This is a genomic window from Arthrobacter sp. NPDC056886 (assembly GCF_042788715.1).
GTDB lineage: Bacteria > Actinomycetota > Actinomycetes > Actinomycetales > Micrococcaceae > Arthrobacter.
In genome coordinates this window covers 350,441-365,404 of record NZ_JBHUBT010000003.1, presented here as the reverse complement: position 1 = coordinate 365,404, position 14,964 = coordinate 350,441, and the positions used below count along the sequence as shown (strand labels likewise).

Sequence of the window (14,964 nt, the reverse complement as noted above, 5' to 3'; positions counted from 1 at the left end):
GCTTATGCGCTGGCGGCCTCATCCTCTGAACGGTAGGCCAGGATTTTCTCTTCCAGAGTCGAATGTCCGGGTTCGCACGTCTGGTCCAGGGAGATGACCCCATAGGTCCAGCCGTCACGGCGGTATACGACCGACGGCGCCTTGGTTTCCTTGTCCACGAAAAGGTAGAAGTCGTGACCCACAAGTTCCATGTTGTCGACGGCGTCATCGAGCGTGAGCTGGGCCGCGGGGAATACCTTCCGGCGGATCAGCACGGGCGAATCGCCGGCCGGAATATCGTTCTCGACATCGTACGGCGACTTCGCTGCCGCCGGCATTTGGGTCTCCTGCTGCTGCGCCGCCTCCACGTAAAGAGGTTCGCTGGGGCTGGCCGGCTCCAAGGCTGCTGTTGCCTCGGTGACGGACTTCGGGGTGTGACGGCCGTGATGGACCTTTCTGCGGTCCCTAGCCCTGCGCAGGCGTTCAAGAAGCTTGTTGTAAGCGAGATCGAACGCAGCGAACTTGTCGGCGGCACTCGCTTCCGCGCGGATTACTGGGCCGCGCCCCAGGACTGTCAACTCAACCGTGAGCGATTCGGCGGTCTGGCGGGCTTTGGTCTCTTTGGTGACCTTCGCGTCTACCCTCTGGACCTTGTCTCCCAACGACGCGATCTTTGAGATCTTGTCGTCGGCATACTCGCGGAACCGGTCTGAGACCGTCAAGTTGCGTCCGCTGATCATGAACTCCATGGTGCCCTCCAAATGACTTCGGTGACACGACGGCGGTACTTCCCGGGGCCGATCTGACTGACAGTCGAGCCCCTTTCCGAGCCGCTATCGACAGGTACATCTGTTCTTGGTACCCATATTCGACGTTAGTTCATAGACACCTGTTATTCATCCTTTTACGGTTTATTTTTTTGGGTCCCGCCGTTCCCCCGCGCGGCCGCGGGGCTGGCGGCGTCGACGTCGGTGGTGGCCGGCGGGCGTGTCGCGGCCACCACCACGGCGCCAGCGACTACGGCCCCAGCGGCCCGAAGCGCACGGGCCGCCTCCGCCAGGGTGGCACCGGTGGTCAGCACGTCGTCGACGATGATGCAGGGACGTCCTTCCACTCGAGCAGCCCATGGGCCGGACCTGGCCCGCATGGATCCGCGGACGCGCCGGGCGCGGCCACCCCGGCCCAGTCCCTTCTGCCCGCCGGAGAGGTAGAGGTCCTCGTGCGGGCCGGCCCGCAACCGGTCCAACAGTGGCAACGACGGGGGCATGCGGCTCCGCGCGGACGGCACGGTTTTCCGCAAAGCGTCCGCAACGGTGAACCCTGGGAGCGCATCGCTGCTGGCGAGCCGACGGAGCAGGAGGTGGACGGGACTGAAACCCCTCTTGCGGAACGCGGCGGCGCTCGTGGGCACGGGGACCAGGACTAGTCCCCGTGCCGGCCCGGCCGCGGCGTGAAGGGCCCGCGCCAGGGCCCTGGCAAGCTCGGCGCCCAGCCGGGCCTGCCCGTGGCTTTTGAAGGCCAGCAGGCACTGCGCGAGCTCGGCCCGGTAGGCCCCGGCGGCCACCACGGGCAGCAGCACGGACCCGTCCATGTCCATCAGGGCAGGTGCGTGGGCCTCCGCACGGAACGGCCTCAGTGTCAGCAGGCGGAGCTTCCGGGCGCACGCGCCGCAGAGCGCCAAGTCCACCGCCCCGCAGCAGGCGCAGTCAACCGGAAGGGCCAGGGCGAGCACCTCTGCGGCGGACTCGGCCGTCAGCTCGCAGAGTCTCGCCAGGGGCCGCGCGTAGCTGCCGCGGTGTCGCGCCGCTGACGCTGCGGCCGGGGCGAGGTCCGGATCCGCGGCCGGCTGCGCCGGGCTGGCGTACTGATCCGTGTGGCTGTTCATTCCTCGATCCTGCACCGGGGGCGCCCTCGGTGGCTGCCCCACGGGCGGCTATGTGGACAACCAGCTAGGTGGACGGGCCGCTATGTGGAACACGTCTCCGGCGCCCACGCCGGCCCGGACGCTCACCGGCGATGACGGATAGAACCCCGCCCAGACGGACGCACCGGCGTCGCCGATGGCCCGGGGGTCCGCCCGCAAAGGACGGGGTCAGCCCGCAAAGGACGGGGTCAGCCCGGGAAGGACGGGTCGGTGGGGCCCTTGAGCTGCGGTGACCACCCGTTGCCCAGCCGCTGGAAGATTCCTTCGGCGGACTGGCCGTAGATCTCGGATGTCCCGTTGCCTGCGCTGAGGGCCGTCAGCCCGGGCCACGGCGCCAGCTGCTGCGGCTGCGCCGAGCCCAAGGACAACAACTCGGGCGTGACGGCATCGCTGGCGGAAGCCTTCATGACCGCCACCGTGGTGTCATCCACCCAGACTCCCTGGTCCGGATTCCGCGGCGTCAGGAGGGTCAGGGGCGGGGTCAGATCCCTCGGGGTGCCGTCCGCGTTCCGGATGATCCCGGTGATCTGGACCTTGCTCTTGCCTTTCTGCTCCGAAATGACAAGGGCACGTGTGCCGTCCCGGGAGATCCGGAACTCCTTGACGGTCCGGCCGGCCAGCCATGCCGGCGACAGGGTCACGGTGGGTACGCTGGCTTTCTCCGCCACACCGACCGGCCGGTAGGCCACCACTTCGGTGGCGCCGCCGGCACCCGGGCCGGCGGTCCAGACCCAGTCGTAGCGGCCGAACGAAGGCCGGGACAACGTAGCCCGCGTGGTCAGTGCCCTGGCGGGCTGGCCCGGAACGATCGAGTACATCGTGGTGCGGGCGGCGTTGAGGAACGCGGCGGCCTGCGACTCGATCGACTCCGCCGGCGCCCGCGGTGACAGGGCCGCGACGGACCGGATGTCCGGCAGCGGTGACAGCCTGTTGTTCTCGTACCGGACCAGGTCATGGTTGCTGACGGCTATCTGGTAGGCGGGGACGCTTTCGTCCCGGACCGGAGGCAGGACCGTGCCGTTGTCCTCGACGCGCACCAGATCCTGATTGGCCCGGAGCTCGACATTGATGACATCCGGCTGGCTGCGGAACGTCAGGGCCAGCTGCGTCTGCATCCTTAGCCGGTCCTCGTTGGAGGCGTCGACCAGGTCCTTGGCGGTGAGATCCACCTGGGCGGCTCCGGAGACCACGGGCACGGACTCGCGGGCCAGCTTGATGCCCGACGGGAACGCGCTGACGACGGCGCCCTTGAGGTAGGGAGCGGGGCCGCCCAAGAGGGCGCTCGTCATGGCCTTGACCGTCTTCTTCCGGATGAACCACCGGACATCGGGCACGGCATACGTGAAGGTGGGGTCGTAGAAGTAGATCGGGTAGGCACCGTAGATGACCTTGAAGGTCTCTTCCGGAATGGCCGTGCCGTCCGGAAGATCGGAGATTCGCCACTCCCCATCCACCTGGGTCAGGGTGACCGGGATGTTTTCGGTAGTGCCCTCCGGAAGCTGCGTGGCCACCCCGTCGGCGTCCACCGAATACGCGACGTCGAGCTGGTAGTTGAAGACGTTTTCGACGCCGGTGGCCACCACGGCGGCCTTCCGGAAGACGAGCGCCCGCTGGTCCGGCTTCCACGTCACCGATGAGGCCTGGGTGAGGTACTGCCGGGCCACGGCGTAGTCGTCCTCGTAGCCGCTGCCAGCCAGGTAGAAGTCCTCGATCACTGCTTCGGGTCCTGCGCCGGGACGCGGTGCAGCCGGGAAGAAGACCGGGGCGTTGGGGTTTCCCGCGCTCTCGTCGGTGCTCTTGCCCACCGGCCCCGAGCGCGGAATCTGGGCGCAGGAGGTCAGCAGGAGCAGGACGAGTGCCAGCAGTGCGGCCCCCACGCGGCTGAACTTGCCCGGTACCCCACTCATGCCCTGCCCTCCATCCCGGTTTCCCGGTGGCCGGCCGAGCCGCCCGCCGCAGTTGCCTCGCCGACGGTGCCGCCGCCGCCAGTAGTGTCCCCAGCAAAGTCCTCAGTGAAGTCGTCGGTGAAACCGTCGGCCATGGTCCCGCGGGCCCCGGACGCGCTGGCCGGCGCTTGCCCGGTCCGCGGCGGGTCCAGCAGGACCACCGTCCGCTGGCTGCCTGCCACTGGGAGTCCGACGTTGACCGGCTCAAGCTGGAGCGGGGACTTGGTGATCGGCTCGTCCCGGCGCAGCGGAAGGGTCAGGAGGAAGTTGGACCCGTGGCCCTTGCTCCCCCAGGCCTGCAGCCAGCCGTCGTGGAGCTTCGTGTCCTCGGCGGCGATGGACAGTCCCAGTCCGCTGCCGCCGGTGGTGCGGGCACGGGCTGGATCGGCGCGCCAGAACCGGTCGAAGACGCGCGCCGCCTCAGCCGGCGTCATGCCGATGCCGTGATCCCGTACGGCCACGGCGACCGCGGTGTCGCTGGCGGCCACGGAGACGTTCACCGGCCGGCCTTCGCCATGTTCGAGGGCGTTCAGGATCAGGTTGCGCAGGATTCGATCGATCCTGCGGTCGTCCATGTCGACAATGACGCTGCCGGCCGGGGCGTTGAGGGTGACGGCGGACCCGTATTCGGCGGCGACCGGCGACACGCCCTCAATCACGTGAGCCACGAGCTGCACAATGTCCGTGGGTTCGGCGTCGAGGGTGGCTGCGCCGGCGTCAAAGCGGGAGATTTCCAGCAGGTCCGCCAGGAGCGACTGGAAGCGTTCCACCTGGTTGTAGAGCAGCTCTGCGGACCGCTTGTTGATGGGATCGAAGTCCTCGCGGGCGTCATAGAGCACTTCCGCGGCCATGCGCACGGTGGTGAGCGGAGTGCGGAGCTCGTGGGAAACATCCGAGACGAACCGCTGCTGCATTTGTGAGAGCGTGGCCAGCTGGGTGATTTGTTCCTGCAGGCTTGCAGCCATGTGGTTGAACGAGGCACCAAGCCGGGCGACCTCGTCCTCGCCTTTGACCACCATGCGCTCCTGCAGCTGGCCGGCCGCGAGCTTCTCCGAGACGACGGCGGCATGGCTGACCGGGCTGACCACGTTGCGGGTGACATACCAGGCGACGCCGCCGATCATGAGCACCAGCAGGGCACCGCCGGCCAGCAGGACATTCTGGATCTCGTCCAGCGTCTTCTGCGCCGTGTTGAGGTCATAGATGAGGTAGAGCTCGTAGACGGTGCCGTTGAAGGTCACCTTGTTGCCGACGGCGATGCCGGGCCGGTCCTCGGTCCCCACGGGGAACTGCGTGGACGCCCAGTACTGGTCCTTGCCCGAGTCCTGCACAGCCTTGCGCAGGTCCGGAGGGATGACGCCGATGGTGAGTTGGTCAGAGGCCCGGGATTCAACCCAACGGTTGCGCGGCTTGGTCTGCTCCGGCATTGCCTCGAAGACGTAGCGCCGCTGGATCACGGATCCGCGGCCTTCGACCGCGTTCAGGGTGTCGTAGACCAGCGTGATGACGCTGGACTGGTCGGTGACCTGGGCGCCGTCGAACGTGTCCTGGACCTGCTTGACGTTGTAGCGCGTCTCGGATTCGGCCTGGGCGAGCCGTTCCTGGAACAGGTTGTTGGCGATCTGGTTGGACAGGTAAGCGCCTACCACCGCGAACGAACCGATGGCCAGAAGCAGCGTGGTCAGGACGGTGCGGAACTGCAGCGAACGCCGCCACTTCCGGTGCACCGCCCGCAGCAGGTACCGGATGCCGGGCAAGAGACGCTGCATCCCTGTGCGGACCAGCCGCGCCACCCGGACGCCAACGATCCTCGCGCGTTTTGCCCACAACCGGGTCCGGAAGGCGTATCCGCGCCAAAGGCCCGGCGCGCCGTCGGCCGGCCGCTTTCCGGGCCCGCGCGGTACGGAGTGCTCTGCCATTGACTTTGCGGTTGACACGGCGGATGACTCCGCCGGCGCCCTATCAGGCGCCGTGTCCGGCGCAGTCTCGGTGGCTATGGCCTGCGTCGTGTCGGGCGCGGTGTCGGTGGCTATGGCCTGCCGGGCACCGCGGTCCCCAGGCTCAGGAACCTGCTTTATAGCCGACACCACGGACCGTCAATACAACTTCGGGGGCTTCGGGGTCACGTTCAATCTTGGACCTCAGCCGCTGGACATGGACATTGACCAGCCGTGTGTCGGCAGCGTGCCGGTAGCCCCAGACCTGTTCCAGGAGCAGCTCGCGCGTGAACACCTGCCACGGCTTGCGGGCGAGTGCGACCAGGAGGTCGAACTCCAGCGGCGTCAAGGAGATCCGGTCGTTGCCCCGGCTGACCAGGTGGCCGGCCACGTCGATCGTGACGTCCGCGATCCGCAGGGTTTCCGGGGCTTTCTGGTCACCCGGACGGAGCCGGGCCCGGACCCGGGCGACGAGCTCGGCGGGCTTGAACGGCTTGGGCACATAGTCATCGGCCCCGGACTCGAGACCGCGGACGACGTCGGAAGTATCCGACTTGGCGGTGAGCATCACGATGGGGACGTCGGACTCGGCACGGACCTGGCGGCAGACCTCAATGCCGTCCATTCCCGGAAGCATGAGGTCGAGCAGGACGAGGTCCGGTTTGGAGGCGCGGAACACGTCCAGCGCCTGCCCGCCGTCCGCGCAGAAGACGGGTTCGAATCCGTCATTGCGCAGCACAATACCGATCATCTCGGCGAGCGCCTCGTCATCATCCACTACCAGAATGCGTGCCTTCATAGTTATATATTCCCCCATTGAATTGGCTTTGTCGTATCGGGCGGCCCAACGGCATGGCGCAGACGCGCCTGCCACCGCCGCCGGAGCCCCGCCGCTGCACAGGCCGCTGTGACAATTGCCGCGTTGTCCTGCATGCTGTGGACAGGCCCCGTGAACCGGCCCGGACCGCAGGAGGAACCCGTGAACACCCCCATCTACGAGCGTGCCCTGGGCCGCGACTTTGACCGGTTGCAGCCGGAACTTCAAGAATACTTCGCCTTGGCACCGGGTTCCGGCCACTACGGCGTCGGCGAGGGGGTCTTCGACGTCGTCGGCTGCCGGCAGGCGTGGCTGCGTCCCCTGCTCCGGCTCACCACCGGCGAGAAGGCCTTCTTCCCCGAATACGGCGAGGGCATCCGCTTCCGGATCGAGAACCACGCCCACCTGGACCCGTTCGGCAGGTCAAGCCTGACGGCCCGGCGGGAAATCTTCTTCCCCGGAACCACCCGGCTGTTCCACGACACCACCAGTTTCGACGACTCCGGGCCCCGGCAGGGGCTGGTGGACTACGTGGGCAGGTTCCGGCGGCTCGCCACCGACCTCAATCTCAGCGTCACGCCGGAGGGCCGGCTCCGCGGTGTGTCCGAGGCGTCCCGGCTGTTTCTGGGACCTCTCCGGATACCGCTGCCGGACGCCCTCGACGCAAAGGCCTACGCCGAGCAGTGGTGGGAGCCGCAGGACGGCGGGCGGCACCGGATCCAAGTCAAGGTGATCCAGCCCCAACTCGGCCTGGTGCTGGTGTATGCCGGCCATTTCGACTACCGGCTCGAGCCCTACCCCGGCGCTGTAGCGACGCCGGGCTACCTTCCCGGGTACGCCCGTCCGGACGGCTGGGAGAGCAGGGTCTAAGTCCCGACGCCGGCAGCCGCGGCAGTCCCAGCGGCTGCTCTAGCCGAGGGCGAGCTGGTTGAGGCCGTCCGCCACCTGGGTCAGCCGGGTCAGGACCGCCGTCGCCGCGGCCGGAGAGTGCCGTGCCAGACCCTCCGACGGCGTGACCCGCAGCGCCCCCAGCGTGGACGCGGGAAGACCCAGCTGCCGCCACGGGCGCCACACGTTTTCCACGACGTCGGCAACCCTTGGCAGCGTCGCGGCGGGCTCGGCAACGTCCAGCGCGCCGGCCCAAAGCCGCTTGCCTGCCTCCACCGCGCCCGCGAGCTGTTCCCACTGCCGCGAGGTCAGGGCCCGCAGCGGCACGGCGATTCCGTCCGCGCCTGCCGCCAGGATCCGCTCGAAGGGCGCCTCGACCTCGGAGACGGCCACTACGGTTTCGACAGCGCCTGCGGCCCGGAGCGCGTCGATCACCAATTGCCAGGACTCGGTGACTTCCCGGCCCGACACCGAGCGCAGGGTCCGGTAGCCGCTGGCGGTGGGAATGGTGCCGGCCAGTACCGAGGCAATTTCAGGTTCATCGATCTGGACCACGATCCGGGCTCCGGGGGCAGCCTCTGCCACCCGCTTGAGGTAGCCTTCCACGCCCGCTGCGAGCGAGGCCGCGATGTCCCGGCGGGCGCCGTAGTCGAGCAGGGCCCGCTCCCCGTTGTGCAGGTGCAGGCCGGCGGCAAGGCTGAGCGGCCCGCGCAGCTGGATTTTGATATCTTCCGACGGCGCTTCCTCGGCCCCGATAACGTCCGCCAGGATGTTGATGTCGGTGGACAGGGCCGATTTGGCCCGCTGCAGGTCCTTGCCCGGGCGGTCGACGAGCCGCCATCCATGCGGCTGGACGTCGATGGCGAGTTCCACGAGCAAAGAGGCGGTCCGGCCCACGGCGTCGGAGCCGACGCCGCGCTCGGGCAGTTCGGCAAGGAACGGCAGGTGCGGGCTGCCCAATTCACCGCGGATGATGCGGGCGGCCTCGGCCGGGTCCTCGCCGGGCCATGGGCCAAGGCCCGTCGCGGTCACTTGGCCGGGTGCGGCCGAGTCTGTTCCGGCCATGGCTAGGCGTCTGCGGCGCGGTTGGCGTTCGCGGAGCCGGAGGCCTGGGCGGCCTGGTGGTCTTCGGCGATGGCCTCGTGGTGGCGGATGACCTCCCCGATGATGAAGTTCAGGAATTTCTCCGCGAAGGCGGGATCAAGGTGGGCCTCGGAAGCGAGGTGCCGCAGCCGGGCGATCTGCGCCGTTTCGCGGCCCGGGTCCCCGGCGGGGAGCTTGTGCGCGGCTTTGAGGAAGCCGACCTTCTGGGTTGCCTTGAAGCGTTCGGCGAGGAGGAAGACGAGGGTGGCATCGATGTTGTCGATGCTGGAGCGGATCGACAACAGCTCCGCCATTACCGCGGGATCCACGGAACCGGCCAGGGAGCTTGCCGCCGGGTCGTAGGAATCGGTTTCAGGAAGATTGAGGTTCTGCTCGGTCATTGACCCAGTCTATGGGCACGGCAGCTAATGCCTCCCGCTGTTAAGCGCCATTGCAGGCGCCCGCCGGGTCAGATGAAGCCGGCCCGCCAAATGGGCATGCCCCCCGTTCGTGTCGAACGGTGAGCATGCCCAGTTAGCAGTGGCTCGGCACGAGCCCGGCCCCGCGCTGAATCGGACCGGGCCGTTAGCCGTTAGCTGTGGAGCACGGCCTTGAACGCCTCGCGGCGCCTGGCCTGCTCGTCGGGATCCGGAACGGGCAAGGACGCGATGAGTTTCTTTGTGTAGCCGTGCTGCGGGTTGCCCATCACCTGGTTGCCGAGGCCCTGCTCTACCATCTTGCCCTTGTAGAGCACGCCCACCCAGTGGGAGAGCATGTCCACCACGGCGAGGTCATGGCTGATGAACAGGGCCGCGAAGCCGAACTCCTGCTGGATCTCCTTGAACAGTTCGAGCACCACAGCCTGCACGGACACGTCCAGGGCTGAGGTCGGCTCATCGGCGATGAGCAGCTTCGGGTTCAGGATGAGCGCCCGCGCCAGGGAGGCACGCTGGCGCTGCCCGCCGGAGAGTTCGTGCGGGAACCGGTCAGCGTACGACGCCGGCAGCTGCACTGACTCGAGCAGCTCACCGACCCGCTTGCGCGCCTCGGCCGCGGACGGGTTGGAGTGGATGATCAGCGGCTCCGCCACGCAGTCGCCAATGGTCAGCTGCGGGTTGAACGAGGCCGCCGGGTCCTGGAACACGAAGCCGATCTCCTTGCGGAGCGGCTTGAAGGTGCGTTCCTTGTAGTTCAGCATTTCGTAACCCAGCACCTTGAGGCTGCCGCCCGTGGTCCGGTTGAGCCCGGCGATGGCCCGGCCAATGGTGGTCTTGCCGGACCCCGACTCCCCCACGAGGCCGAAGACTTCGCCTTCGGACACAGTGAAGCTGACGCCGTCGACCGCCTTGAAGGCCGGGGTGCCCAGCCGTCCCGGGTACTCGATGGTCAGGTTTTTGGCTTCGACCAGCACTTTGCCGCCCTGGTGGGCGCGTTCCACCATGCCTTCGGACGCGGAGTTGCGGCCAAGGTGCGGGACGGCGGCAAGGAGCTTCTTGGTGTAGTCCTCCTTGGGCTCCGCGAACAGCACCCGTGAGGATGCCTCCTCCACGACGTCGCCCTGGTACATCACCACTACCCGGTCGGCGAGGTCGGCGACAACGCCCATGTTGTGCGTGATCAGCACGATGGACGTCCCGTACTTATCGCGCAGGTCCCGCAGCAGTTCCAGGATCTCCGCCTGGACGGTGACGTCCAGGGCGGTGGTCGGCTCGTCAGCCACGATGAGCCCGGGGTTCAGGGCCAACGCGGCGGCAATGACGACGCGCTGCTTCTGGCCCCCCGAAAACTGGTGCGGGTAGTAGTTGACCCGGGTATCCGGCTCCGGAATCCCCACTTTGCGGAGGGCTTCGACGGCCCGCGCCTTGGCGTCCTTGGCGGAGATCTTTTTGCCATTCGTGCCGGCGTGCGCCCGGATGCCTTCGGCAATCTGCCAGCCCACGGTGAAGACCGGGTTAAGGGCTGTGGAGGGTTCCTGGAACACCATGGCGACGTCGCGGCCCCGGATCTCCCGCAGCTTGGCCTCGCTGACGCTGATGACGTTGTTGCCGTTGATCAGGACCGCGCCCTGGCTGATGGCAGTCTCCGGAAGGAGCCCCAGGATGGTCTTGGCCGTCACGGTCTTGCCGGATCCCGATTCGCCAACGATGGCCACGACCTCGCCGGGGTTGACCTTGAGGCTGACGTCCTTCACGGCGTACACGTCCCCGGCATCAGTGGCGAACGTGACCTTGAGGCTGTCGATGTCCAGGACCGGCCCTGCGACCGGGCCGGGCTTGTCGATGTTGATGGTCATAGAACTCTCGATTCTGCTTCGAGTGCGGCCTGGGCACCGGCGGTTGAGTCGGGTCCGCCCTTGCCCGAGGCAGCCTTCTTGCGGCCGCGGAGGCGGGGATCGTTGAGGTCGTTGATGCTCTCACCGACCAGGGTCAGCCCAAGGACGGTCAGGACGATCGCCGTACCGGGGTAGATGCCCGTCCACCAGATGCCGGAGGAGGCGTCGGCGATGGCCTTGTTCAGGTCGTAGCCCCACTCGGCTGCGGATGACGGCTCGATGCCGAAGCCCAAGAAGCCAAGCCCAGCCAAGGTCAGGATCGCCTCGGACGCATTCAGCGTAAAAATCAGCGGCAGCGTGCGGGTTGCGTTCTTGAAGATGTGGCGGCCCATGATGCGGACGCTGGAGGCGCCCACCACCTTGGCTGACTCGACATACGGCTCCGCCTTCAGCCGGATGGTCTCGGCACGGATCACGCGGAAGTACTGCGGGACGAACACCACGGAGATGGAGATGGAGCAGGCAACGATTCCTCCCCAGAAACTGGACTGGCCGTGGCTAATGACGATTGACATCACGATGGCGAGCAGGAGTGACGGGAAGGCGTAGATCGCGTCGGCGATGACCACCAGCATCCGGTCCAGCCAGCCGCCGAAGTAGCCGCTGAGGAGGCCGAGGGCCACGCCGAGGAAGATCGACATGGCCACGGCGACGATGATGACCACCGCGGCCGTCTGGGCGCCCCAGAGCACGCGGGAATAGACGTCATAGCCACTCACCGTGGTGCCCCAGATGTGGGCCGGGCTGGGAGGCTGCTGTGCCGGGAAGGGACCCGCGGCGTCACTGAGCTGGGCAAAGCCGTAGGGCGCGATCCACGGCGCAAACACTGCCGTGAGCAAGAAAACGACGGAAAGCACCAAGCCGGTGACGAGCATGCCGCGCTGGAGCCCGACGCTGGTCCGGAAATGCGAAATTACCGGCAGGCGGTAGATGAGGGGCTGCTTGCGCCCGCTTACTGTGGTTGCATTCATGGCTAGTACCTCACTCGCGGGTCGATCAGGGCTGCGACGACGTCCACGATGAAGTTCGTGACGGCAACGATGACCGCCAGCAGCACAACGATGCCCTGGACAGCGACGAAGTCGCGGGCGTTCAGGTATTGCACCAGCTGGTAGCCGAGGCCCTTCCACTCGAACGTTGACTCCGTGAGGACGGCACCTCCCAGCAGGAGGGCAATCTGGAGCCCCATGACCGTGATGATCGGAATCAGGGCAGGCTTGTAGGCATGCTTGGTCACGAGCCGGTAATTGCTGACGCCGCGGGACCTTCCGGCCTCAACATAGTCCTTGCCGAGGGTGCCGATGACGTTGGTCCGGACCAGCCGCAGGAAGACCCCTGCCGTCAGCAACCCGAGGGTTACTGCGGGGAGGACTGAATGGGACGCGACGTCGCCGAATGCAGCCATGTTGCCGCTGCGCAGCGCATCCAGCCAGTAGATCCCGGTCGGTGCGGCCAGGCTTCCCATGGCCAGTTCGGTCCTGGTGGAGGCCCGGCCCGCGACGGGGAACCAGCCGAGCCCCACGGAGAACGTCAGTTTCATCAGCAGGCCGGCGAAGAACACCGGGGTGGCGTAGCAGAGGATGGCGAAGAACCGCAGGAAGGCGTCGGGTGCCTTGTCGCGCTTGTAGGCGGAGATGAGCCCGAGCGGGATACCGACCAGCAGCGCCACGATGAGGGCGTTGATGGCCAGTTCCAGCGTGGCCACGCCAAAGGTCAAGACCATTTCGACGACCGGGCGGCGGTCGGTGATGGTGGTGCCGAAGTTGCCGGTCGCCAACTGGCCAATGTATTCAAAGTACTGCACGAAAATCGGACGGTCGTAGCCGGCTTCGTGGATGCGCTGCGCCAGCGCCTCCGGGGGAAGCCGGCCGCCCTGGGCGGCGGTGATGGGGTCGCCAATGACCCGCATCAGGAAGAAGACCAGAGTCACGAGAATGAAAATGGTCGGAATGATCAGGAAGGCCCTGACCAGGATGTAGGTCCCCAGGCCCCCACCCGAGGATTTTTTCTTGGACGGAAGCAGTCCGTCGGCGTCGCTTGGCGGCGCCTCTACAAAAGTTGTCATTGGTACCTAAGCTTGTGCTTTCGCGGCCATGGGCCGGCCGGCGTGAAATGCAAGGTGCGGCAATGACCGGCAAAGGCGGGGCGCCTCGAGGGCGCCCCGCCTCGCAGGCCGGTCAGAACCGCAAAGATGCAGCCTTACTTGGAAAGAGTTCCCAAACGGAACTTGAAGGAGGCATCGAGAGTGGTATCCACACCCTTGACACCGCTGCCGGAAATGGCAACCTGCGCGCCCTGGAGCAACGGAAGCGTGGAGATGTCCTTGGCGAGGGCATTCTGCGCATCCTTGATCGTGGACTCGCGCTCAGTCTTGTCGACGGTGGTGAGCTGCTTGCTGATCAGAGCGTTGACGGTGGGGTTGTTGTAGTGGTTCTTCAGGAAGCCGCCCTCCGGGAAGAACGGGGTCAGGTAGTTGTCGGCGTCGCTGAAATCCGGGAACCAGCCAAACTGGAACAGCGGGTATTCATCGGCCCGGCTTGCCTTGCTGTACGTGACCCATTCGGTGGACTGCAGGTTGACCTTGAACAAACCGGACTTCTCCAGCTGGTCCTTGATCATGGCGTATTCATCGCCGGAGGACTTGCCGTAGTGGTCCGGGTTGTACTGCAGGTTCATCGACACGGGCGTCGTCACTCCGGCGTCGGCCAGGACCTTCTTGGCCTTGTCCAGGCTGGGCTTGCCGGCGTCGCCGTAGGCGTCCTTGAACGACTCGTTGGCGCCGAGGAAACCGTTGGGAACGTTGGAGTACAGGGGCAGGTAGGTGCCCTTGTAGACCTGGTCCGCGATGGCCTGGCGGTCAACGAGGTTCGCGATGGCGTGGCGGACCGCGGTGGCCTTGGCCGGATCGGCGTCGGCAGCCTTGGCACCGAACGGCATGGTGTCGAAGTTGAACGTGATGTAGCGGATTTCGCCGCCGGGGCCAACGTTGACCTTGACCTTGGAGTCCTTCTTCAGGTCATCGATGTCCGTGGCGCTCAGGCTGCGGTTTGCCACGTCGATGTTGCCCTGCTGGATGTCCAGCTTCATGTTGGTGGGGTCGGCGTAGTACTTGATCGTGGCGGCGTCGTTGGCCGGCTTGCCGAGGACTCCCTGGTAATCAGGGAAGGCCTTGAAGCTGATCAGCTCGTTCTTCTTGTACGTGTCGATCGTGTACTGGCCGTAGAAGGCCTTTGCCTTGACGATCGAGTCGTCGTCAAGCAGCTTGTCGGCCGGGAAGACTTCATCGTCCACGATCGGCGCGGCAGGGCTGCTGAGGATCTGCGCGAAGGTCTGGTCGTTGGCCAGCTTCAGCTTGAAGACAACGGTGTTGGCATCGGGGGCGGTGACGCCTTCCACGTTTGCCAGCAGGCTGGCGGGGCCAGCAGGATCGTTGATCTTGGTCTGCCGGTCGAAGGAGAACTTGACGTCCTTGGAGTCGAGTGTGTGACCGTTGGCCCACTTCAGTCCCGGCTTGAGCTTGACCGTGTATTCAGTCGGCGAAGTGAAGGACGCGGATTCGGCCAGGTCCGGAACCGGATCGGCGCTGCCTGGCTTCGAGTTGAGCAGGAAGGAGTAGATCTGGTTCATCACCATGAACGAACCGTTGTCGTACGAGCCCGCCGGGTCCAAAGCAGTGACCTTGTCCGTGGTGCCGTAGGCGACTGGACCGCTTGCGGCGGCTGATGACCCGCCAGCGCCGCCGGACGGTCCCGTGCAGGCCGTCAGTGCAAAGGCGGAAACCCCGGCGAGCGCGATAACGCTCTGCAAGGCCTTTTTGTTCATTGCCATCTGTGAACTTTCTGTTCGATGCGTTCTAGCGCAGCCCGAAGTGAAACGAGTGACTCGTCGGGCGGCACGCTTTGCTGATTCCTAGATTCAACCAGACAACCATTCGGTGAATCGTTGCATTTTGTGAGTTGAGACACAAAATTTACACGATTCGAAGGTTTCTCTCATTTTCTTCAGGATTCCGCCCGGATCTTCGGCAGAGTCACGGGCACAGCTGCCGTGCGGCATAC

Annotated in this window: 12 protein-coding genes; 1 reads left to right on the top strand and 11 read right to left on the bottom strand. The window is 66.3% G+C overall.

Annotated features, from left to right (window positions below; all coding sequences use genetic code 11):
• Positions 1-2: 2 nt before the first annotated feature.
• From hpf to mtrA, 5 genes are all read right to left on the bottom strand, one after another.
• Complete coding sequence (gene hpf, locus ACFRJ8_RS07430; protein WP_377985468.1) at positions 3-728, bottom strand: ribosome hibernation-promoting factor, HPF/YfiA family; 726 nt, start codon at positions 726-728, stop codon at positions 3-5.
• Positions 729-883: 155 nt separating this feature from the next.
• Entirely contained in the window at positions 884-1,864 is a 981-nt protein-coding gene (locus ACFRJ8_RS07425; RefSeq protein ID WP_377985467.1) for a ComF family protein, read from the bottom strand.
• A gap of 227 nt (positions 1,865-2,091) precedes the next feature.
• Complete coding sequence (locus ACFRJ8_RS07420) at positions 2,092-3,810, bottom strand: LpqB family beta-propeller domain-containing protein (RefSeq protein WP_377985466.1); 1,719 nt, start codon at positions 3,808-3,810, stop codon at positions 2,092-2,094.
• Positions 3,807-5,939, bottom strand: coding sequence for an MtrAB system histidine kinase MtrB (gene mtrB / locus ACFRJ8_RS07415; protein WP_377985465.1), 2,133 nt, complete (start codon positions 5,937-5,939; stop codon positions 3,807-3,809). Before mtrB ends, ACFRJ8_RS07420 begins: the two co-directional genes overlap by 4 nt.
• The gene (gene mtrA, locus ACFRJ8_RS07410) at positions 5,911-6,585 is read right to left on the bottom strand and encodes an MtrAB system response regulator MtrA (protein ID WP_277522792.1); all 675 of its coding nucleotides are present in this window, start codon (positions 6,583-6,585) and stop codon (positions 5,911-5,913) included. The genes mtrB and mtrA overlap by 29 nt, the downstream gene beginning before the upstream one ends.
• A gap of 180 nt (positions 6,586-6,765) precedes the next feature.
• On the opposite strand from mtrA, the gene ACFRJ8_RS07405 reads away from it, so the two are divergent.
• Positions 6,766-7,473: a DUF4166 domain-containing protein gene (locus ACFRJ8_RS07405; RefSeq protein WP_377985464.1), complete on the top strand. Its 708-nt coding sequence runs from the start codon at positions 6,766-6,768 to the stop codon at positions 7,471-7,473.
• Between the two features lie 39 nt (positions 7,474-7,512).
• Here ACFRJ8_RS07405 and ACFRJ8_RS07400 read toward each other — a convergent pair whose 3' ends face one another.
• From ACFRJ8_RS07400 to ACFRJ8_RS07375, 6 genes are all read right to left on the bottom strand, one after another.
• Complete coding sequence (locus tag ACFRJ8_RS07400; protein WP_377985463.1) at positions 7,513-8,556, bottom strand: hypothetical protein; 1,044 nt, start codon at positions 8,554-8,556, stop codon at positions 7,513-7,515.
• 2 nt (positions 8,557-8,558) lie between these two features.
• Entirely contained in the window at positions 8,559-8,975 is a 417-nt protein-coding gene (locus ACFRJ8_RS07395) for a chorismate mutase (RefSeq protein WP_377985462.1), read from the bottom strand.
• A 191-nt stretch (positions 8,976-9,166) separates the two neighbouring features.
• Positions 9,167-10,867, bottom strand: coding sequence for an ABC transporter ATP-binding protein (locus ACFRJ8_RS07390; RefSeq protein ID WP_377985461.1), 1,701 nt, complete (start codon positions 10,865-10,867; stop codon positions 9,167-9,169).
• Positions 10,864-11,877, bottom strand: coding sequence for an ABC transporter permease (locus ACFRJ8_RS07385; RefSeq protein WP_377985460.1), 1,014 nt, complete (start codon positions 11,875-11,877; stop codon positions 10,864-10,866). Before ACFRJ8_RS07385 ends, ACFRJ8_RS07390 begins: the two co-directional genes overlap by 4 nt.
• A gap of 2 nt (positions 11,878-11,879) precedes the next feature.
• Positions 11,880-12,971, bottom strand: coding sequence for an ABC transporter permease (locus tag ACFRJ8_RS07380; protein WP_377985459.1), 1,092 nt, complete (start codon positions 12,969-12,971; stop codon positions 11,880-11,882).
• A 134-nt stretch (positions 12,972-13,105) separates the two neighbouring features.
• A complete protein-coding gene (locus ACFRJ8_RS07375; RefSeq protein ID WP_377985458.1) occupies positions 13,106-14,734 on the bottom strand; it encodes an ABC transporter substrate-binding protein in 1,629 nt (542 codons plus the stop codon).
• Positions 14,735-14,964: the final 230 nt, after the last annotated feature.

Excerpts from the sequence above, each read along its gene's own strand:
- hpf (WP_377985468.1), bottom strand. The coding sequence starts at position 728 with ATGGAGTTCATGATCAGCGGACGCAACTTGACGGTCTCAGACCGGTTC.
- ACFRJ8_RS07425 (WP_377985467.1), bottom strand. The coding sequence starts at position 1,864 with ATGAACAGCCACACGGATCAGTACGCCAGCCCGGCGCAGCCGGCCGCG.
- ACFRJ8_RS07420 (WP_377985466.1), bottom strand. The coding sequence starts at position 3,810 with ATGAGTGGGGTACCGGGCAAGTTCAGCCGCGTGGGGGCCGCACTGCTG.
- mtrA (WP_277522792.1), bottom strand. The coding sequence starts at position 6,585 with ATGAAGGCACGCATTCTGGTAGTGGATGATGACGAGGCGCTCGCCGAG.
- ACFRJ8_RS07400 (WP_377985463.1), bottom strand. The coding sequence starts at position 8,556 with ATGGCCGGAACAGACTCGGCCGCACCCGGCCAAGTGACCGCGACGGGC.
- ACFRJ8_RS07395 (WP_377985462.1), bottom strand. The coding sequence starts at position 8,975 with ATGACCGAGCAGAACCTCAATCTTCCTGAAACCGATTCCTACGACCCG.
- ACFRJ8_RS07390 (WP_377985461.1), bottom strand. The coding sequence starts at position 10,867 with ATGACCATCAACATCGACAAGCCCGGCCCGGTCGCAGGGCCGGTCCTG.
- ACFRJ8_RS07385 (WP_377985460.1), bottom strand. The coding sequence starts at position 11,877 with ATGAATGCAACCACAGTAAGCGGGCGCAAGCAGCCCCTCATCTACCGC.
- ACFRJ8_RS07380 (WP_377985459.1), bottom strand. The coding sequence starts at position 12,971 with ATGACAACTTTTGTAGAGGCGCCGCCAAGCGACGCCGACGGACTGCTT.
- ACFRJ8_RS07375 (WP_377985458.1), bottom strand. The coding sequence starts at position 14,734 with ATGGCAATGAACAAAAAGGCCTTGCAGAGCGTTATCGCGCTCGCCGGG.